The sequence below is a fragment of the Methanoculleus taiwanensis genome, from assembly GCF_004102725.1.
Classification (GTDB): Archaea; Halobacteriota; Methanomicrobia; order Methanomicrobiales; family Methanoculleaceae; genus Methanoculleus_A; species Methanoculleus_A taiwanensis.
The window spans coordinates 1-19,693 of record NZ_LHQS01000003.1; the positions used below are offsets into that span (position 1 = coordinate 1).

Here is a 19,693-nt window from a genome sequence, read left to right on the forward strand (position 1 = left end):
ACGAAAAAAGAGCGGCGGATCTGCCTCCACCAGGAGCGATCCGCCGCTGCCGCCTTCAGTCGGTCTCGCCCGGAAACTCGATCGCGTTCTCCGTGCTACTCCTGCGCTCGAGGTCCCATGCCGCCTTCTTCTCAAGGACTGCAGAGACCGCACGGTAATCGGCTTCGGCAGCCTTCTGGAGGGAGGGGTAGTACTTCCAGACGTACTCCTTGACCATCCGCCGTGCGGAGAACTGCGGACTGTTGCTCGTGATCGACTCCTTCATCATCTTCACCCAGTCGTGGGGGATGCCGTCGATCGAGCGGGAGTAATACCGCGGGATGACCTCTTCTTCGAGGATACGATAAATGGCGCCGGCGTCGACCTCGTCGCGGTTGCACGAGACCGCTTCCCCGCCGAAGGCCCAGCCGTTCCTGCCGTTGTAACCCTCCACCCACCAGCCGTCGAGGATGGAGAGGTTCAGAACGCCGTTTAAGGATGCTTTCATCCCGCTCGTCCCGCTCGCTTCCATCGGCGGCAGCGGATTGTTGAGCCAGACATCGACGCCGTGCACCAGGTACTGCGCCATCTGCTCGCCGTAATCCTCGACAAAGGCGATTCTGCCGCCGAACTCGGGTCTCTGAGCGTACTGGTAGATCTCCTGGAGGATGCGTTTGCCGTCGTTGTCCGAAGGGTGGGCTTTCCCGGCGAAGATTATCTGCACCGGCCTCCACGGATCGGTCAGGATCCGCTTTAACCGCTCGAGATCCTCGAAGATCAGGTTCGCGCGCTTGTAGGTCGAGAACCGCCGGGCAAACCCGATGGTGAGGATGGAGGGGTTTAAGAACGCCCCCTCGGCCACGAGGTTGATCGGCTCGTCCCGCCCTTCGTTCCACTTCACCCGTTTTCGCTCCCGCATCCGGTTGAAGAGCTTTGCCTTCAGCCACTGGTGCAGGTGCCAGATCTCTTCGTCCGGGATCTCGTCGGCGAGCTTCCAGATCGCCGGGTCGTCGTGCACCTCCATCCAGTCCGGGCAGACCGGGCCGATATGCCGGTCGTAGAGCTCCCGCACGCGGGGATTCATCCAGGTGGGGACATGGACGCCGTTTGTCACGTGATCGATCGGAACGCACCCCTCGGGCGCTCCCGGCCAGAGGCACTTCCACATGTCCCGTGCAACCACGCCGTTCATCCGGGAGACCCCGTTATGGTGCGCCGATGTCCGAAGAGCAAGCGCCGTCATATTGAAACCATGCCCGGGATTCTCCGGGTGGAGACCGAGCTGGAAGAAGGTATTCCTGTCGATCCCGAGGGACGGGTAGTAGCTCCCGAAGTAGCGGTCGATCAGGTCGAAGGGGAAGATATCGTGACCTGCCGGAACCGGGGTATGCGTCGTGAAGACCGAGGTGCCCCGCACGTATTCCAGGGCCTGTTCGAAGGACATGCCTATCTCGACCCGCTCTCGGATCCGCTCGAGCAGCGCAAACGCCGGGTGGCCTTCGTTGAGGTGCACCGCCGAGTACTCGATACCGAGCGCGTGCAGCACTTTCCGACCGCCTATCCCGAGGACGATCTCCTGCCGGAGACGCTGTTCCCTATCGCCGATATAGAGCTGCGAAGAGATCGTCCTTGCACCGGGGTCGTTGATCGGGATGTCGGTATCGAGGAGGTAGACGGGGACCCTCCCGACCTGCACCTTCCAGACCGCGACATAGATCGGCGGTTCGATATGCGGCACCTGGACGATGATCTGCTCGCCGCTCTCGTCGAGCACCCGGGTTATGGGAGCGGCCTCACGGTCGAGCGGCTCATTGATGCCGTCCTGCCAGCCGTCGGGACGGATATGCTGGTGGAGGTAGCCTTTCGAGTACATGAACCCGACGGCGACCATGGGGACACCGAGGTCGCTGCACTCCTTGAGGTGATCACCGGCCAGGAATCCAAGCCCTCCCGCATAGAACGGGAGCGAGTGGTGGAGGCCGTACTCGGCGGAGAAGTACGCGATCGTCGGAGCGTCGCTCTCGCCGAACTTCTCAGAGAACCACCCGCCGGTCGCATCCATATACCGGTGGAACCGGTGCATGATGATATCGTAGCGGTGGAGATACTCGGGATGTGCGGCGGCTCTGTCGAGGAACTCCTGCGGGATCTCCCGGAGCATCCTGACCGGGTTGTGGGCGCTCGCCTTCCAGGCCTGCTGATTCAGTTGTTTGAAGAGGAACCGTGCCTCCGGATTCCAGCTCCACCAGAGATTGTATGCAAGATCGACAAGACCTCCGATACGCTCCGGAACGTGTGAAAACTGCTCTCTCTTTGCGTTCTCCATGTCTGCTCTCCCCTGGTTGCACGCACTTCGGTACGCCTATAAATATAATTATACACCTTACAGTATTTTAGTGTAGATCACAGATCAGGGAAAATGCAGCAATTTTCACGCTCTTCCGTAGATGGCCGCCATGGCGGAGAGGCGGTGAGCAAGATCGTCCGATACCTGATCCGCCTTCACCCGCCACTCCCAGTTCCCTTCCGCTATACCCGGCCGGTTCATCCGTGCTTCTGCGCCGAGTCCTAGGAGATCCTGCATCGGGATGACCGCGGTCTCCGCGACCGACATCATGATAAGCCGTATATACTCCCAGTGGACAGCGTCAATCGAAACCTCCCTCCCACTGTAACTGAAGAACGCTCGCCGCTGCTCCTCTGTTGCCTCCTCCTCAAACCATCCCCGCACGGTATTGGTGTCGTGCGTACCCGTGTAGGCGACGGAACAGGGCGGATAATGGTGCGGACTGAACGGACTCCCCGCAGGGTCGCCGAGGAATCCAAAGATAAGAAGACGCATCCCGGGAAGGGAGAACCGCTGCATCAGTTCCCGCACCTCGGCGGTGATGAACCCGAGATCCTCGGCGATGAAAGGGAGGCAGGGGAGTGAACGGAGAAGATGGGTGAAGAAGTCCGCGCCGGGTCCTCCGACCCAGTAACCGTTCTTTGCTGTTTTTTCTGATGCCGGTACTTCCCAGTAACCGACAAAACCGCGGAAGTGATCGATCCTGACCTGGTCGACGAGGGAGAGGGTATGCTCGACCCTCTGTATCCACCAGCGATACCCCTGCGCCCGGAGCGCATCCCAGTCGTAGACGGGGTTGCCCCAGAGCTGGCCGTCAGGGTTGAAATAGTCTCCGGGAACGCCGGCGACGACGGACGGCAACAGGTCGTCTCCCAGCTTGAAGAGTTCCGGGTTCGCCCAGACATCGGCACTATCGTAGGTGACGTAGATGGGGATATCCCCGATGATCTGGATGCCCCGCTGCCGGCAGTACCGCTTCAACCACGACCACTGGCGAAAGGCAACGTACTGCAGGAACCGCTCCCGCTCAATACGGTATCCAAGCCCGGAAACGTTCCGTTCGAGCGCCTCCGGGTCGCGGTCGCGCAGTCCCGGCGCCCACTCGTTCCAGGGGCGCCCGCCGTTCTGCTCTTTGAGCGCAACGAAGAGGGCATAGTCGTCGAGCCAGTAACGGTTCGCATCGCAGAACGCCCCGAAGTGAGCATCCGTCCCGTTCTCCCGGAACCGGGCATAGGCACGGTCAAAGAGTCCGGACTTGTATCCGGCCGTGCCGCGGTAGTCCACCCGGTCTTCGGGAAACGCCGGCCAAGGTTCAATATCGGCCTGATCGAGGAGCCCGACCGCGACGAGCTGTTCCGGGCTGATCAGCAGGGTATTGAACGCAAACGCAGAGAGGCTCTGGTAGGGGGAGTTGCCGCCGATCGCGCTGATAGGATTTATGGGGAGGATCTGCCAGATCGTCTGCCCGGCACGGGCGAGAAAATCCGCAAACCGGTATGCGCGAGGTCCGAGGTCGCCGATGCCATAGGGGGACGGAAGGGACGATATCGGGAGGAGGACGCCGCTCTTCCGGATGGTCATACTTCCACCGCCGGTAGATGGGGCACGGATGCGGCTCTGTCTGCAGACTCTCCATGGTCGGTCATCGGATCTTCACCTTCAGGTATACCCCGAGGCGCTGAAAGGTATTAAGCCATTCCGCGGCAGCGGGGTTTCCCGCGCCCATCCGCTGCTGCATCTCTGCATACTGCTGCCGGTATATCGAGAAGAAGATCTTCTGGCTCTCACGGAGGTCTGGCCTGACCGGGATGCGCTCAACTGCTTCGATATGCTCCACGATGCTCCGAAGCGGCGGAAGATCGCCGGGTCTCCGCGCGAGGTTCGTCAGGCAGACGTCCAGCCGATCCGCCGCCGCCCGGTTCGTCGCCGGACTCTCCGGCCGCACCCCCCACGCCTCCATCGCCGAGAGCACCGCATCAAGGGCCTCTTGGTCGAGCTCCGGTCTGGTGAGCAGCGTGGAGAGATCTGCCTCCAGGATGAATCCGGCGTAGTCGGAAGGCGGCCGCTGTCCGAGTTCGCCGATGCGCGGGAGCAGCGTGCCGTGCTGCCGGGCAGTCCCCCTCGCGGCACGTTCCGCCGCCCGGTGCCGGGAGGCGAGAGTGCGATGCAGTATGGTCGTCTGTTCGTCACGAGTGAGGCTCAGGAGCGGATAGAGTGCATCGCCGAAGAGAGCGGCAAAGGTTGTGTGCACCTGATCATCTCCGCTCTCCCGGAGAGCCTCCGCCGCCTTCCGGAAGAGGCGGGCTGCCGCCTCATCGTCCGTATGCGGCCGTGCGCCGAGGACAAACCGGCCGGAACCGGTGGAGAGAGCGGCGCAGTCGAGCATGATGGTATCAAGGGTCACGGCGGAACGGAGAGAGAACGTCCCTGCCGTAAACCGCCGATCACCGGCCCGACATTCCTCCCCGGCCGTAAACGTGCCGGTATACTCGGCCGGCATATCAGGCAGGTCAGGATCGCCGGAGAGCGTGAGTGCGGCGAAATGAACGGCGACCCTTGATAGATCCATTCGGTACGGCCGGACACAGGCAGCATAGACCTCGGCGCCGTTCGTGAACGTTTCCGAGTTGCTTGGGGCGTTTCGAAGCGGTTCCACATACTCCTCCTCGAGATCAACGCCCGCAATCTCCCGGGCAAGGTGCATCGCCCGCGCCGCATGCCGCATCACCTGCACCGAACCGAGTTCGGAGATGTCGTCGAAGAACCAGCCGCAACTGGTGGCCATCAGCATCGCCTGCCGCTCCATCTCGAGGAGCTGGAGCAGCACTGCCGTCTCTTCCGGCGGAAGGCTTGCCGCTCCATGACGGGCGAGAAACTGCTCGGTATTCGCATCCGACCGATCCCTGATAAGGCTGATATAATCGTCCCGCATCTCCCAGGGGTATCGCACCAGCGAAGCTATCCGACGCAGGTAGATCTCACCGAGCCTTTCGCGGAGTCGAACGGTGGCCTCATAGAGGCCGACCCGCCACTCATGTGTCCCGTCCGGGTATTTCCCGGTGCCGCAGGAACACCCGCTCCGCCACCGCTCGATCCCGTGGATGCAGCTCCAGGAGGTATTCTCGCGGATCTCTACCTCACGAGTGGGCGGGAAACGCTCCAGGTACTCACCGTAGACAGTGAGGTTGGCCCGCCCCACCCGTTCGATCGTCCGGAGGCAGTAGGCGAGCGCCATCTCCGTAAACCGCCGGTGGTGGCCGTAGGTCTCCCCGTCCGTGGCGACGTGAGCGAGGCGGGGGCCCGGCAGGTCGGGGGATACGGCGTTCACCAGCCGTTCGGCGAACCGCTGACCGTCCGTGAGGAGATCGCCGAATGCGATCTCGTGCGAGATGGCACCGTCGTAGAAGAAAAGCGCGATCGACCGGCCCGAGGGGAGGGAGCAGTGGTAGGGCACGGTGGTGTCGAGACTGCCGCCGTCGACCTCCTCCCACTCGCCGCCATCCCGGGACCGGACCCGGTATGCCTGGTGGGGGGCGAGGATGGTGAAACGGATCCCCTCGCCGGCCATGATATCGAGCGTCTCGAGATCGACCGCGGTCTCGGGGAGCCACATCCCTTCCGGTCTCCGGCCGAACCGGGATGCAAAGTCCCGGACTCCCCAGACCACCTGCGTCCTTTTGTCCCTGGTGCCGGCGAGAGGGAGGATCAGGTGATTATAACCCTGGGCGATCGCCGGGCCGTGTCCGCCGAATCGTTCCTGCCCATCCCGGTCGGCGGCGAGAATACTCTCGTAGATATCGGGGCGACGGCGCTCCATCCAGGAGAGCAGCGTCGGGCCGGTGCTGAAACTGATCCGCCCGTAGGTGCTCACGATCTCCGTGATAAGCCCGTCATGATCGAGGATACGGGCGTCGGCGTTCGGAGCATAGCACTCGGCAGCGATGCGCTCGTTCCAGTCGTGATAGGGGTACGCAGACTCCTGCACCTCCACCGTCCCGAGCCACGGGTTCTCCCGGGGAGGCTGGTAGAAGTGACCGTGGATGCAGATATACCGGCTCATGCACCCCTCTCACTCATGCTTGAATATGAGTGTTGCGAGCGGCGGCAGGGTCAGCGCGAGGGAGTGGGGCTGACCGTGAAGGGGACCCGGATCGGCCGCAACACCGCCGAGATTCCCGACCCCGCTTCCTCCGTATACATCGGCGTCGCTGTTCAGCACCTCCCGCCAGAACCCTCCTTCCGGGACACCGATCCGGTAGCCGTACCGGGGCACGGGGGTGGCGTTGCAGACGACGAGGACGGTGCCGGCCGCCGGGCCGCCGGTTCGCAGGTAACTGATGACGCTCTTCTTCACGTCGCTGCAGTCGACCCAGGAGAATCCCTCCGGGTCGGAGTCCCGTTCATACAGTGCGGGTTCTGTCCGGTAGAAACGGTTCAGATCCTGCAGATACTTCCGAAGACCGGCATGGAGGGGGTATGCGAGAAGGTACCACGCAAGACCCGTATCATGGCTCCACTCCTCCCACTGCCCGAGCTCGCTGCCCATGAAGAGGAGTTTCTTGCCAGGGTGGGTGTACATATAGCCGAAGAGGAGGCGGAGGTTCGCAAACCGCTGCCAGGGATCACCGTGCATCTTGCCGATCAGGGAGGACTTTCCGTGGACGACCTCGTCGTGCGAGAGCGGGAGGACGTAGCGCTCGGTGAAGGCATACCAGATACTGAACGTCAGCAGATTATGGTGATACTGCCGGAATATCGGGTCGAGGCCGAGGTAGCGGAGGGTGTCGTGCATCCACCCCATATTCCACTTCAGGTCGAACCCGAGCCCTCCTGCCGGAACCGGGCCGGTGACATGCGGCCAGGAGGTCGCCTCTTCGGCGATGACGAGCGTATCGGGGTAATCCGTCCGTATTGCCTCGTTAAGCCGCCGGAGGAAGTCTATTGCCTCGAGGTTCTCCCTCCCGCCGTAGACGTTCGGCGTCCACTCCCCGGGCTTCCTCGCGTAGTCGAGGTAGAGCATCGAGGAGACGGCATCCACCCGGATCCCGTCGACGTGGTACTTATCGAGCCAGAAGAGGGCGTTACTGATGAGGAATGCACGAACCTCGTGCCTGCCGTGGTTGAAGAGGTTGCTCGTCCACTCCGGGTGAAGCCCCCTGACTTCATGGGCATGCTCGTAGAGGTGCGTACCGTCGAATGAGGCGAGCCCGTACTCGTCGACGGGGAAGTGCGAGGGCACCCAGTCGAGGATGATCCCGATTCCCTCGCGGTGGAGACGATCGATCAGGTACATGAAGTCCTGCGGCGTGCCGTACCTGCCGGTGGGCGCATAGTAGCCCACCGTCTGGTACCCCCACGACGCGTAGAAGGGGTGCTCCATCACCGGGAGAAGCTCAACGTGGGTAAACCCCATCTCCCGGACGTAGCCGGGGAGCTCCTCTGCAAGTTCCCGGTACGTCATGAACCGGTTCGGGTCGTCCTCCGGCCGCCGCCACGACCCGAGGTGCACCTCGTAGATTGAGAGCGGCGCACCGGTCGCGTTGCTATGGTGGCGGGAGCGCATCCAGTCCTCGTCATGCCATGTATATGCAAGATCCCAGACGACCGAGGCCGTCCGGGGCGGTGTCTCCCAGAAGAATGCATACGGGTCACCTTTCTGCACGCACCCGGCAGGGGTGGTTATCGCATACTTATAGAGGGCTCCTTTTCCTACGCCGGGGACGAAACCCTCCCAGATCCCGGACCCGTCCTCCCGGAGCAGAAGAGGATCGGCACCGTCGTTCCAGCCGTTGAAGTCACCGACGACCGAGACGGCCCGGGCGTTCGGTGCCCAGACCGCAAACTCCGTCCCCCTCCGCCCGTCGCTATCGACAGGCCGGGCGCCGAGCCGGGTGTAGAGCCGGTAGTGGTACCCCTGCCTGAAGAGATAGGTGTCGTAAGCACTGATCATGGTGCTTCAGCATCGCTCCGGATTCCGCCTTCAAGCAGCCGGCGATAGAGATCTTCCATGCTGCCCGCGATGGTGTTCCAGTCAAACTCCGCCTCGACCTTCTTCCTCCCGGCCGCACCGAGCGCCCGGACGGTCGCCGGATCCTGGATGACATGCTCGATTCCCCACGCTATCGAATCCGGCCTGACCGGCACTTTGACGCCGTCCGTGAAGTTCTCGATATTCTCGGCAAGCCCGCCGACCTCGGTCGCCACCACACACCGACCGGCACTCCACGCCTCGGTCAGCACGAGGCCGAACGGCTCGTTCCTGCTCGGGATGACGACGACATCCGCTGCGTTCAGGAGGCGCAGGTGGTCGGTATCAGAGATGTAGCCGAGGAACTGCACGGGAAGACCGGCAGCCATCGCCTCGAGGTGCTCGCGCATCTGCCCGGTGCCGGCGATGAGGAACTGAACGTCCCACCTTTTTTCGAGAATGTGCGGTATCGCCTCGATCAGAAGGTCGGGTCCTTTCTGGTAGACGAGCCGTCCGACGAAGAGGACGGTCGGAGCCAGCGGGTGGATGCCGTACTGCTTTTTCACCGCTCCCGGGTCCACATTCATCCGGTAGTGATCGGGATAGATCCCGTTCGGGATGACCGTGACCTTCCACTCGGGAACGTGGTAGAGCCACATGATCTCGGTCTTGGTATGCTTCGAGACGGTCGTGATCGTCTTTGCGATATAACCGGCATACCACTCTTTCGCCGAGACCTCGCCAAACTCCCACCATCCTCCGAACTGGCTGCCGTTTCGCCCATACTCGGTCGAGTGGTAGGAGAGCACCGTCTGCCGGTCTTTCAGGAGGTGCAGCGCTTCGGTGAAATGCCAGTCGTGGAAATGGAGGATATCGAACGGCGGCCGGTCGTGTTCGAGGAACTTTCCGGTCGCCTCGAGGCTCATATTCCGGCAGTAGTCGAGAATATTATCGCCGGTCGGCCGGCAGTAGTGGTAGTGAACGTTGTTTATCTGGCGGTCTTTCCCCTCACCGCGGGTGAAGAAGTGAACCTCGTGCTTCCGTGCGAGTTCCTCCGCAAGGTGCGTCGTCGCAGGCGCAAGACCCCCGACTTTGACCGAGAAGAGCGACTCCCAGCTGAAGAAGGCTATCTTAAGCGATCCCATGATTCCCGTATCCTGTTCTGTATTGCCGTGCGGAGTTCGTCGCGGTTCGTGCAGTCCCGGGCGATTGCGCCAAGCCGCGTATCGCCGATCACATCGGAGATCCACCGGGCAAAGTCGTCGCGCTCCCGGTGGTACGCGATCGCCTCTTCCGGTGCAAATTCGAGCATATCGGAAAGTTCCTGAAGGCTGTATGCGGAGTACCCGGCGGATCTCTCCTTCGAGGAGAAGTGGAAGGCCGCCTCGGGCGGAATCGACCGCAGAGTCCGGGCGGCATCCTTCGAGGCGGCGGCCGGGAGTGATGCCTCTTCAAGGTGCGAGAGGGCGCGCATGAATGCGGTAAAGGAGTCGAACGCCTCCTGCTGGCTGACCTGCCGATACGCTCTTCCGCAGCCCCCCGAATGCATCGTCATTGCATGGAAGTGGTCGGTCGCAGAGAGGCGCCGCCAGATTCGTTTGTCCGGAAGCCACCGACCTGCACACTCAAGGGCGTCGAGCGCCGACTGCTGAAACATATTCTTCTCCCAGATCGAAGATGCGTCGCCCCAGGTCTCGTCGGCAGACCCGGGGGTATCGGCGAGAGCGTCCACCACCACCGACGGGGTGGTCGGGGTGATGCCGTGATCGGCGAGTGCCTCAGGGAGCGAGCGCATGAACTCCTGAAGAGTATGTTCGCGTCCGCCTCTCGTCCGGAAAGCGGCAAGATCGATGGAGAGATGGATACAGTCCCCGGGCGACGATGCGATCCACCCGGCGAAGGTATCGGGGGTGAGCGGGTACCTGTCCCAGCCGGGATGGTGGAGCCGCTCTGTAATATCGTCGGAGAGCGGGCAGTGTTTTACCAGCACCGGAAGGCCGGCGTAGCGATACACAAAGCCCGGGTCCATCCCGGCGGACGTCGCCCCCCTTCCCTCGATATACGCCCCCCGCATACCCGTCGTGCGGAGGCTCGCCGCCATCACGGGGCTAAGCGGAACCCCGGCGGAGTCGAAGATGCGAGGCTTCTCGCCGCCGAGCGTCTCCATCAGTCCGAGGTGCATGCCTACCTGCTCGAGAAACTCGTCCTGATCGGAAAAGAGGCCGACGACACTCTGATAGTAGGTTCCGGCGATGAGTTCGGTCCTGCCGGCCGCGATGCAGTCGCGGAAGAGATCGTATGCCTCCGGCGCCCACCGTTCGAGCTGTTCGACGGTCGTTCCCGAGCAGCTCATGCTGCAAGGGACGCCCCGATCACGCCAGGTCTGCAGGATTTCGAATGCGGGCAGGTATGCCCCGGCGACCAGCTGCAGGAACCGATCCCTCCCGTCCCGGTCGAAAGAGCATTCTTCAGGATCTCCGGAGCGGGGATGAAAATCCGTGTTTACGGGATACGGATGGTGCATCGAAAATACGAAACAGACTCGCGCCACACCCGCCCCGCCGTTCCTCATAGGCATAGTGTTGTACAGCCCCATATTTAAGTTCTCCCCGCCATACACGGGCACAGAATCCATAACAGGCTCCGCTGCCCATCGTTTATGCCTCAATCTCCCCGAAATAAGCGTATCAGGCGATCATACCCGACGGTACACCTCCGCAAGCTCCCGCAGCCACTCAGCAGGTGCTTCTGCACATTTCCCGGCGGTCAACCGCCAGACCCAATTTTTCTCCACCGTTGCCGGGCGGTTCATCCGGGCGGCGTTTCCCATACCGAAGAGATCCTGAACCGGGACGATCGCCACCCGGGCGACCGAGGAGAGTGCCATCCTGACGAACTCGCGATGGACTTCGCGGCCCGGGATACGCCTTCCGAGATACCGGAAGAGAACCTGACGCTCCTCATCCCCGGCCGACTCATCAAACCAGCCCCGCACCGTCTCGTTGTCGTGCGTCCCGGTGTAGACGATGCAGTTTCGGATATGGTTGTGGGGAGCGTGCGGGCTCGTCGCAGGATCGCCGGCGAAGGCGTAGAGGAGAACCCGCATCCCCGGGAACCCGAACCGGTCGAGAACCATCTGGATGGCAGGGGTATTATCCCCGAGATCTTCGGCGATGATAGGGAGGCAGGGGAAGTGCTCGGCCAGACGGTTGAAGAACTCGGCTCCGGGTCCATCGACCCAGTAGCCGTTCTCTGCCGTCTCCTCTTCCGCGGGTACCTCCCAGTAGTCGATAAATCCACGGAAGTGATCGATCCGGGTGAGATCGTACAGGTCAACTGCACGAGCGATACGCCGTACCCACCACGTATAGTCCTGTTCTTTGAGGGCTGCCCAGTCGTAGACGGGGTTGCCCCAGAGCTGGCCGGTCCTGCTGAAACAGTCCGGCGGAACACCGGCGACGACCGTCGGCCGCTTCCGGTCATCGAGTTTGAAGATTCCGGGGTTCTTCCAGACGTCGACGCTGTCGTAAGCGACGTAGATCGGGATGTCGCCTATAAAATGGACTTTCCGATCCGCAGAGTAGCGGCGGAGAGACGCCCACTGCTCGGCGAAGATGCACTGGAGGAAGCTTTCCCGCTCGATCCTCTCTTCGAGCTGCTCTCGCATCCGTTCAAGCGCTTCGGGCTCTCGGTCGCGGAGCGGTGCCGGCCAGTTGCTCCAGGACTTTCCACCGGTATACCCTTTGAGCGCGACGAAGAGAGCATGGTCGCCGAGCCAGTCTCTGTTCTCCCGGCGAAAAGCATCGAAACGATAATCCCCGCCGCTCTCCCGGAACCGCTCGAACGCCGTATCGAAGAGACGGTTGCGGAACCCGGCCGCTTTCGCGTAATCGACGAAATTTGCCGGGAATACCGGGACGGGGTCGAGATCTTCCACGTCGAGGAGCCCGACTGAGACCAGCTCCTCGGGGCTGATGAGCAGAGTATTGAACCCGAACGAGGACGGGCTCGAGTAGGGAGAGTGAGCGCATTCCGGGCTCGTAGGGTTTATCGGGAGGATCTGCCAGTAGCGCTGACCGGTATCGGCAAGAAAATCCGAGAATCTATAGGCGGCAGGCCCAAGGTCGCCGATACCGAACCGGGACGGGAGCGACGTTATGTGCATGAGAATGCCGCTCCCCCGGGTGATGATCATGCTGCACCAGCCCTGCCGTCCCGGCAATCCCGGAGGGGACGGCCGGAGTCCGTGAATGCGATCCTGGAAGAGTGCATGGTATCACACCGGATACTCCCATAGTGCAATAAAGATTCCAGTCGGCACGGCCTCACCCTGCAGGCTGCCGGTGCTGCAATTGAAAAAGCGGATATACCGCTGGACTGAATACTTCATCAGGAGAGAGCTGCATGAGTAAAGAGCTTGTTGTACGGAGGATGGAGCCGCGGGAGGTCGATATCGCAGTTGCCTGGGCGGAGCAGGAAGGGTGGAATCCCGGAATACACGACGCGGAGTGTTTCCACGCCGCCGATCCGCGGGGCTTCTTCCTCGCCGAGCTCGACGGGGAGCCGATAGGATGCATGTCCGCCGTCGTATACAACGATACCTTCGCTTTCGGCGGATTTTATATCATCAAACCGGCTTTCCGCGGCAGGGGCTACGGAAGCCGGCTCTTTGATGCGGCGATGGCGCATGCGGCCGGTCGGAATATCGGCGGGGACGGTGTCGTCGAGATGCAGGAGAAGTACAAAGAGCGGTCGGGGTTCACGCTTGCGTACCGGAACATCCGGTTCGAGGGGATCGGCGGCGGCGGAGAACCGCCCGGCCTCGTCGACGTTGCCGATCTTCCCTTCGAGCAGGTGCTCGCATACGACACGGCGCATTTCCCTGCACCACGGCCGGCGTTCCTCCGGGCGTGGCTCAGCCAGGGGGACAGTATCGGTCGGGCGGTCGTCCGGGACGACGGGACGCTCGCCGGCTACGGCGTCATCAGGACGTGCTTCAACGGCTATAAGATCGGCCCGCTCTTTGCGGATACCCCCGCCGATGCGGAGACGATCTTCCACGGGCTGATGGCGTTCGCGCCCGGGGAGTGCGTCTACTTCGATACGCCGGAGCCGAATACGGCTGCGGTCGATATCGCCCGGAGGCACGGGATGGAGCAGGTCTTCGAGACGGCGCGGATGTATACGCGGTCGGTTCCCGACCTTCCCCTGCACGAGATCTTCGGCGTCACGTCGTTCGAGCTCGGGTGACCTCCCTGCCCCGATAGCAACCCTTATGTAGCCATTCCGGCTACCTCCTCTTCTCCGGAGAGGGACCATGGAGTATTTCGAGGAGTTTCCGATTCTCATCATCGACGACGAGCTGCACTCCGAGACCGCCGAAGGCAGAGCCTCGCGAGAGATCGTCGGAGAACTAAAAAAAGAGGATTTCACCGTCATCGAGGCGCTCACCGCCCGGGACGGCATCCATGCGTTCCTTTCGCACCCGCACGTCAGCTGCATCATCATCGACTGGGACTTAACCCCCGAACAGGGGGACGGGATGCTGACGGCGGCCGACGTCATCACCCTCATCCGTGAGCGGAACCGGAAGATCCCGATCTTCCTCTACACCGAGCGGCTCGCCATCAGCGCGATCCCGCTCGAGGTTATCTCGACGATCGAGGGGTATATCTGGAAGCTCGAGGATACGCCCGACTTCATCGCCGGCCACATCAAACGGGCGGCACGCACCTACCTCTCCGACGTCCTCCCTCCCTTCTTCAAGGCGCTCGTCGAGTATGTCGACGAGTACAAATATTCCTGGCATACGCCGGGGCATATGGGCGGGGTTGCGTTCCTCAAGACCGCGGCCGGCCGGATCTTCTTCAACTTCTTCGGCGAGAATACGCTGCGTGCCGATCTCTCGGTCTCGGTCGCGGAGCTCGGGTCGATCCACGAGCATACCGGCGTCGTCGGCGAGGCTGAGCGACGGGCTTCGGATGTCTTTTCCTCCGACCGCACCTACTTCGTGACGAACGGAACAAGCGGAGCGAACAAGATCGTCTGGCTCGGGACGGTGACGGCGGGCGATATCGTTCTCGTCGACCGGAACTGCCACAAATCGATTATGCACGCGATCATCATGACCGGCGCAATCCCGGTCTACCTCATCCCGTCGCGGAACGAGTACGGCATCATCGGCCCGATCCACGAGAGCGAGTTTCATCTGGAGACGATCCGAAAGAAGATCGCCGCCTGTCCCCTTACGGGCGACCCCTCGAAACACGCGATCCGGCTCGCCGTGATCACGAACTCCACCTACGACGGTCTCTGCTACAATGTCGAAACGATCCACGAGAACCTGAAGGATACCGTCCCATTCATCCACTATGACGAGGCATGGTTTGCGTACGCAAAGTTCCACCCGCTCTATGCCGGGCGATACGGCATGCACCCGGTGGAAGAGGGTGGCCCGACGGTCTTTGCGACGCAGTCGACCCACAAGGTCCTCGCCGCCTTCTCGCAGGGCTCGATGGTGCATATCAGGCAGGGGAGAGAACCGGTCGACCCCGGGCGGTTCAACGAGGCGTTCATGATGTTCACCTCAACCTCCCCGCAGTATATGATCGTCGCGTCGCTCGACGTCGCGACCAAGATGATGGCCGGCCACTCCGGCAAGTTCCTGATCGAGGAGGCGATTGAGGAGGCGATAGTCTTCCGCAAGAAGATGGTGACGGTCGGCGAGGAGATCGCCGCGAGCAGGCGGCCGGTGGAGAGGCTCTGGTGGTTCACCGTCTGGCAGCCGGACTGCATCATGGACGAGGAGGTGACGGTTCCGGTCGCCGAGGCCGCGGAGACGCTCCTTCGGAACACCGGAGGGTGCTGGACGCTCCGACCGGGGGACGAATGGCACGCCTTCGGCGGACTTGAAGAGGATTACATTATGCTCGACCCCATCAAGGTCACCATCCTCACTCCCGGCGTACGCGTGGGAGGAGGTATGGAGGAGTCGGGCATCCCCGCCACAATCGTGACGAAGTACCTCCGGAACCACGGGATCGTCGTCGAAAAGACCGGATACTACTCATTCCTGGTGCTCTTCACCCTCGGCATCACCAAAGGCAAGTCGGGGAGCCTCCTTGCGGAACTCTTCCGGTTCAAGGCGCTCTACGACGACAACCATCCCCTCACCGAGGTTTTCCCCGACCTCGTCCGCGACTATCCTGCCCGCTATACGGAGAAGGGTCTTCGCGATCTCTGCCAGGAGATGCACGAGTACCTGAAGGCCGGGGAGATAACCGGAATCGTCCGAAAGGTCTACGAAAACCTCCCGCAGCCCGAGATGACGCCTGCCGAGGCCTACCGGCACCTCGTCCGGGGCAGGGTAACGGAGGTTCCCGTCCGCTGCCTTGCGGGAAAACCCGTTGCAATGATGGTCGTCCCCTACCCGCCGGGAATCCCGGTCATCATGCCCGGGGAGCGCTGTTCGGCGGAGACGCGGGCGATCGTCGACTACCTCGCTTTCTGCGAGGATTTCGACAACCGCTACCCCGGCTTTGAGAACGAGATGCATGGGATTGTCGTCCGGGAGGAGGAGGGGCGGCGGTCGTACTACGTCACCTGTATCGATACGGACGGCGGCGATCGTTGACCGGGCAGGGCGGTGGGGGGCTCTGTGCGGACGTTCCCCCGGGTAAGGTTCCGATAAAGCGCCTTAGCGATCAGGAGATAATCCGGGGTACGAATCCCTGTATGAACGGATTCCATGAACCCGGAAGTACACTTTGATCCATTAAATCTGGAGGACCGTTCCAACCTTGAATCGACCGCAGCGCTGGTGATTTTCTGGGCGCGTGACCTGTACCGTACCGGCAGTGCAACCCGGTTTTATTCCATCCTCGATCTTTCCGAGAGTGAGCGGACGCGGCATGAGTGCGATGAGGCCTGTCCGTGGTGCGGGCAGGTGACCCTGAACAGGAAATAGTCCATCCGGCACCTTGCGGGCGAATGTACTGCCGCAGCCGGCAGCCCGTGCCAGGATCTCCCCCCCATGCTCATGATGTCCGGGAGCAGATTGTCGGGTTTTTGAAGAGGTATTGCAGGGAATAGTCTCGGAGGTTACCCCGGAAGGTTCATCCCGATGGCGTATGCTTTCTCCGTTAATTCAGGCCGCTCTGAAACCGGCGGCTTTACCCCTTTCTCACAGTCCGTGGCAATCATGATGTCCCTGACAGACATTCCTGTCATTGCCACCCCGCCTGCAAATGAGCGGAGTGCCGTTTCAAAGAGAGTCGGATCAGGCATGTTCTGCACAAAGATAAAGGATACAGGGTAGTGCCCGGAAAACCGAGGTGACAGATCCATTCCGATATACGGCACAAGCCTGTCCAGCCAGGCCTTTGTCATTGCCGGGACATATCCGAAATAAACAGGTGCAGCAATTACAAGGCCGCAGGATGACTCCATCATCCGGTACACCTGCTGCATATCATCCTGTACAATACAGCGGCTGTTGTTCTCCGTTTTGCACTGATGACAACCCCTGCAGTCATGAATCGTCAATTCATCCAAAAAGATTACCTGCGTTGCAATCCCCTGATCACGGAGTGCCCTTTCTGCCTCTTTTAAGAGAAAGTGGGTGCTGCCGTTCCTTCTCGGACTGCCCATAAGAAGCGTGACCGTCTTTTGATTACCGGTATCTGAATTTTTTTGCTCCATTGTTGCAGGAAATCTTGGGTGTACATGGCGAAAAATGGAGCAGTACTTAAAAAGTTTTATAGGATTAAAAAATGTACTAATGGGGAAATGGCCATTAATAGTGAATCAGACGCCCTGCCAATCCATGTTTACATCCGAGTAATTGGCGGTAAATGGAAGCCGGAGATACTCTGGTTCCTGCGTAAAGGACCAGTCCGGTTTGGTGAACTGATGAAGCTGATCCCCGGCATTACACAGGTTACGCTAACGAAGAATCTCCGTGAACTTGAGGCGGACGGTATAGTAATCCGCACTGTTTTCCCGGAGATTCCGCCCCGTGTGGAGTACAGCCTCACGGAGTTCGGAGAGTCGGTATTCCCGGTACTTGATGCGATCAGTGCATGGGGACGGAGGTTTTTCCGGTATAAAAAAGAGATTCCGGAAGAGTGATTATGAGTGGCTCTTCCGTCCGGGGAATAAGATATTACGGTAAAAATCATTGTACTGTTCTGGAACTTTCAGGCGTACTTTATACGGATGTGACACCGCGCAAAACCGTATTAATGCCGGATGAGCGCCAACAATAGTGAGGGATGAACCAGAGCATGAATAAAACCATTGTCACCGTCGTCGGTAAGGACACTGTGGGGATTATAGCACGGGTCTGCACGTATCTTGCGAATAACAATGTAAATGTCGAGGATATTTCGCAGACGATCGTGCAGGGCTATTTCAATATGATGATGATCGTCGATACGAGCGGGTCGGAAAAGCCGTTCGGTGAGATGGTTACCGAGCTCGAAAACCTGGGCGATGAGATCGGTGTGAAGATCCGATGCCAGCGTGAAGATATTTTTACAAAAATGCACCGCATCTGAGGGGGATTTTTCATGATCAATATCCTCGAGGTAAACGAGACGAACAAGATGATCGAGCAGGAGATGCTGGATGTCAGGACGATCACGCTCGGCATCAGCCTTCTTGACTGTTGCGACTCCGACCTCGACACTCTGAACCGCAACATCTATGACAAGATCACCCGGCTGGCAAAGGATCTCGTCTCGACAGGCCGTCAGATCGAGCTCGAATATGGCATCCCTATCGTTAACAAAAGAATCTCCGTAACTCCTATCGCTCTTGTCGGGGGAGGGGCCTGCACGACCCCCGGGGATTTTGTGGAGATTGCAAAGACGCTCGATAAGGCCGCGAGGGACACCCGGGTAAACTTCATCGGCGGCTACTCCGCTCTTGTCTCGAAAGGCATGACTCCTGCCGATGAAAACCTGATTCACTCCATTCCGGCGGCCTTATCCTGCACCGAAGGGGTCTGCAGCTCCGTCAATATCGGCTCGACGAAGACCGGGATCAACATGGATGCCGTAAAACTGATGGGCGAGATCGTCAGAGAAACGGCAGAAGCCACGAGGGAGAACAACTCGATGGGGTGTGCGAAACTGGTCGTCCTCTGCAACGCTCCGGATGATAACCCGTTCATGGCCGGAGCGTTCCACGGGGTTACCGAGGCCGATGCGGCCATCAACCTCGGTGTCAGCGGCCCGGGTGTCGTAAAGCGCGCACTCGAGAGGGTGCGTGGAGAGAACTTCGAGGTGCTCTGCGAGACGGTCAAGAGAACGGCTTTCAAGGTCACCCGTGCAGGGCAGCTTGTCGCCCAGGAGGCATCGGAGAGGCTCGGCATTCCGTTCGGGATCGTCGATCTCTCTCTTGCCCCGACGCCCTCCGTCGGGGACAGCGTCGCCGAGATCCTCGAGGAGATGGGGCTCGAGTCGGTCGGTGCACCGGGAACCACGGCCGCACTTGCCCTCCTCAACGACCAGGTGAAGAAGGGAGGGGTTATGGCGAGTTCCTTTGTCGGCGGGCTTTCGGGTGCATTCATCCCGGTCAGCGAGGACCAGGGGATGATCGATGCAGTGAACCGCGGTGCCCTGACGTTCGATAAGCTCGAGGCGATGACCTGCGTATGCTCGGTCGGCCTCGATATGATCGCAATTCCGGGCGACACACCCGCTTCGACGATATCCGGTATCATCGCGGACGAAGCTGCAATCGGGATGATCAACCAGAAGACGACAGCCGTCCGGCTGATCCCGGTGATAGGAAAAGATGTCGGGGACACCGTCGAGTTCGGCGGCCTCCTGGGCCATGCACCGATCCAGCCGGTAAACAGGTTCGGCTGCGCTGACTTCATAAACCGCGGCGGGCGGATTCCCGCACCGATTCATAGCTTTAAGAACTGATTGCCGGGACGCTGCCGCAACCGTTCCGGCACCCGGGCAGGATCTTTTTTACTCCTGATTCCGGTGGCGACCCGAATATATGCACGGCAGGAATATCCGATACGGAGCTCCGGCAGGGATGCGAAACGCAATAAAGGTCAAGCAAAGCTTAAATACCCGCAATCCGCGGGAGAGCCGCCAGGATCTCGACCCGCACAGAAGCCCTCAGACGGCCGATCTCGGGGCGAGCCAAGGGAGATATCCTCCCGAAAATTACCCTGCCGCATATCGCCGATATATCCCTCCTATCCTGCCGGTTCTCGGGAATCGGAGCGATATCCGCCGGTTAATTCCGATCACCCCGATCTACCCTCCGATGAGGGCACAAAATTCGAAAAAGAACGTCGATCTGCCCTTTGTTCGGGACGGGATGGGGATGCGTTCCCCTCGGCAAGTGGCCATCCGGATCCGTCTGCTCCGTGTGAA

At 60.7% G+C, this 19,693-nt stretch carries 13 protein-coding genes; 5 read left to right on the forward strand and 8 right to left on the reverse strand.

Translation table 11 applies throughout. The features are described from left to right. Positions 1 to 55 precede the first annotated feature (55 nt). The 7 genes from glgP to malQ (ABH15_RS10585) form a co-directional block, all read right to left on the reverse strand. Positions 56 to 2,305 carry an alpha-glucan family phosphorylase gene (gene glgP, locus ABH15_RS10555; protein ID WP_128694366.1) on the reverse strand — a complete coding sequence of 750 codons (2,250 nt, stop codon included), beginning with the start codon at positions 2,303 to 2,305 and terminating at the stop codon, positions 56 to 58. A 105-nt stretch (positions 2,306 to 2,410) separates the two neighbouring features. Then, on the reverse strand, positions 2,411 to 3,907 hold the full coding sequence (gene malQ / locus ABH15_RS10560; protein WP_128694367.1) for a 4-alpha-glucanotransferase: 1,497 nt from the start codon (positions 3,905 to 3,907) through the stop codon (positions 2,411 to 2,413). A 61-nt stretch (positions 3,908 to 3,968) separates the two neighbouring features. Continuing rightward, positions 3,969 to 6,386, reverse strand: a complete 2,418-nt coding sequence (locus ABH15_RS10565) for a DUF3536 domain-containing protein (protein WP_128694368.1) — start codon at positions 6,384 to 6,386, stop codon at positions 3,969 to 3,971. A gap of 9 nt (positions 6,387 to 6,395) precedes the next feature. After that, positions 6,396 to 8,276 (reverse strand): 1,4-alpha-glucan branching protein GlgB, encoded by a 1,881-nt coding sequence (gene glgB / locus ABH15_RS10570; RefSeq protein ID WP_128694369.1) that lies wholly within the window; start codon positions 8,274 to 8,276, stop codon positions 6,396 to 6,398. Next, a complete protein-coding gene (locus ABH15_RS10575) occupies positions 8,273 to 9,439 on the reverse strand; it encodes a glycosyltransferase family 4 protein (protein ID WP_128694370.1) in 1,167 nt (388 codons plus the stop codon). Before ABH15_RS10575 ends, glgB begins: the two co-directional genes overlap by 4 nt. After that, positions 9,421 to 10,929: an alpha-amylase gene (locus tag ABH15_RS10580; protein ID WP_128694371.1), complete on the reverse strand. Its 1,509-nt coding sequence runs from the start codon at positions 10,927 to 10,929 to the stop codon at positions 9,421 to 9,423. Before ABH15_RS10580 ends, ABH15_RS10575 begins: the two co-directional genes overlap by 19 nt. 60 nt (positions 10,930 to 10,989) lie before the next feature. After that, entirely contained in the window at positions 10,990 to 12,489 is a 1,500-nt protein-coding gene (gene malQ, locus ABH15_RS10585; RefSeq protein WP_128694372.1) for a 4-alpha-glucanotransferase, read from the reverse strand. Positions 12,490 to 12,698: 209 nt separating this feature from the next. Between malQ (ABH15_RS10585) and ABH15_RS10590 the strand changes: the two genes are divergently transcribed. Both ABH15_RS10590 and ABH15_RS10595 read left to right on the forward strand, forming a co-directional pair. Further along, a complete protein-coding gene (locus ABH15_RS10590) occupies positions 12,699 to 13,544 on the forward strand; it encodes a GNAT family N-acetyltransferase (RefSeq protein WP_128694373.1) in 846 nt (281 codons plus the stop codon). A 67-nt stretch (positions 13,545 to 13,611) separates the two neighbouring features. Next, positions 13,612 to 15,927: an Orn/Lys/Arg family decarboxylase gene (locus ABH15_RS10595; RefSeq protein WP_128694374.1), complete on the forward strand. Its 2,316-nt coding sequence runs from the start codon at positions 13,612 to 13,614 to the stop codon at positions 15,925 to 15,927. 467 nt (positions 15,928 to 16,394) lie between these two features. On the opposite strand, the gene ABH15_RS10600 is transcribed toward ABH15_RS10595, so the two are convergent. Beyond that, the gene (locus tag ABH15_RS10600; RefSeq protein ID WP_128694375.1) at positions 16,395 to 16,994 is read right to left on the reverse strand and encodes a flavodoxin family protein; all 600 of its coding nucleotides are present in this window, start codon (positions 16,992 to 16,994) and stop codon (positions 16,395 to 16,397) included. 24 nt (positions 16,995 to 17,018) lie between these two features. On the opposite strand from ABH15_RS10600, the gene ABH15_RS10605 reads away from it, so the two are divergent. The 3 genes from ABH15_RS10605 (at position 17,019) to ABH15_RS10615 (ending at position 19,228) form a co-directional block, all read left to right on the forward strand. After that, the gene (locus ABH15_RS10605) at positions 17,019 to 17,423 is read left to right on the forward strand and encodes a winged helix-turn-helix transcriptional regulator (RefSeq protein ID WP_277749832.1); all 405 of its coding nucleotides are present in this window, start codon (positions 17,019 to 17,021) and stop codon (positions 17,421 to 17,423) included. 155 nt (positions 17,424 to 17,578) lie between these two features. Further along, positions 17,579 to 17,851: an ACT domain-containing protein gene (locus ABH15_RS10610; RefSeq protein WP_128694376.1), complete on the forward strand. Its 273-nt coding sequence runs from the start codon at positions 17,579 to 17,581 to the stop codon at positions 17,849 to 17,851. A gap of 12 nt (positions 17,852 to 17,863) precedes the next feature. Continuing rightward, positions 17,864 to 19,228 (forward strand): PFL family protein, encoded by a 1,365-nt coding sequence (locus ABH15_RS10615; RefSeq protein ID WP_128694377.1) that lies wholly within the window; start codon positions 17,864 to 17,866, stop codon positions 19,226 to 19,228. Positions 19,229 to 19,693 lie beyond the last annotated feature (465 nt).

Bases quoted from the DNA above. Each gene is read 5' to 3' on its own strand.
- glgP (WP_128694366.1), bottom strand. From the start codon at position 2,305: ATGGAGAACGCAAAGAGAGAGCAGTTTTCACACGTTCCGGAGCGTATC.
- malQ (WP_128694367.1), bottom strand. From the start codon at position 3,907: ATGACCATCCGGAAGAGCGGCGTCCTCCTCCCGATATCGTCCCTTCCG.
- ABH15_RS10565 (WP_128694368.1), bottom strand. From the start codon at position 6,386: ATGAGCCGGTATATCTGCATCCACGGTCACTTCTACCAGCCTCCCCGG.
- glgB (WP_128694369.1), bottom strand. From the start codon at position 8,276: ATGATCAGTGCTTACGACACCTATCTCTTCAGGCAGGGGTACCACTAC.
- ABH15_RS10575 (WP_128694370.1), bottom strand. From the start codon at position 9,439: ATGGGATCGCTTAAGATAGCCTTCTTCAGCTGGGAGTCGCTCTTCTCG.
- ABH15_RS10580 (WP_128694371.1), bottom strand. From the start codon at position 10,929: ATGGATTCTGTGCCCGTGTATGGCGGGGAGAACTTAAATATGGGGCTG.
- malQ (WP_128694372.1), bottom strand. From the start codon at position 12,489: ATGATCATCACCCGGGGGAGCGGCATTCTCATGCACATAACGTCGCTC.
- ABH15_RS10590 (WP_128694373.1), top strand. From the start codon at position 12,699: ATGAGTAAAGAGCTTGTTGTACGGAGGATGGAGCCGCGGGAGGTCGAT.
- ABH15_RS10595 (WP_128694374.1), top strand. From the start codon at position 13,612: ATGGAGTATTTCGAGGAGTTTCCGATTCTCATCATCGACGACGAGCTG.
- ABH15_RS10600 (WP_128694375.1), bottom strand. From the start codon at position 16,994: ATGGAGCAAAAAAATTCAGATACCGGTAATCAAAAGACGGTCACGCTT.
- ABH15_RS10605 (WP_277749832.1), top strand. From the start codon at position 17,019: ATGGCGAAAAATGGAGCAGTACTTAAAAAGTTTTATAGGATTAAAAAA.
- ABH15_RS10610 (WP_128694376.1), top strand. From the start codon at position 17,579: ATGAATAAAACCATTGTCACCGTCGTCGGTAAGGACACTGTGGGGATT.
- ABH15_RS10615 (WP_128694377.1), top strand. From the start codon at position 17,864: ATGATCAATATCCTCGAGGTAAACGAGACGAACAAGATGATCGAGCAG.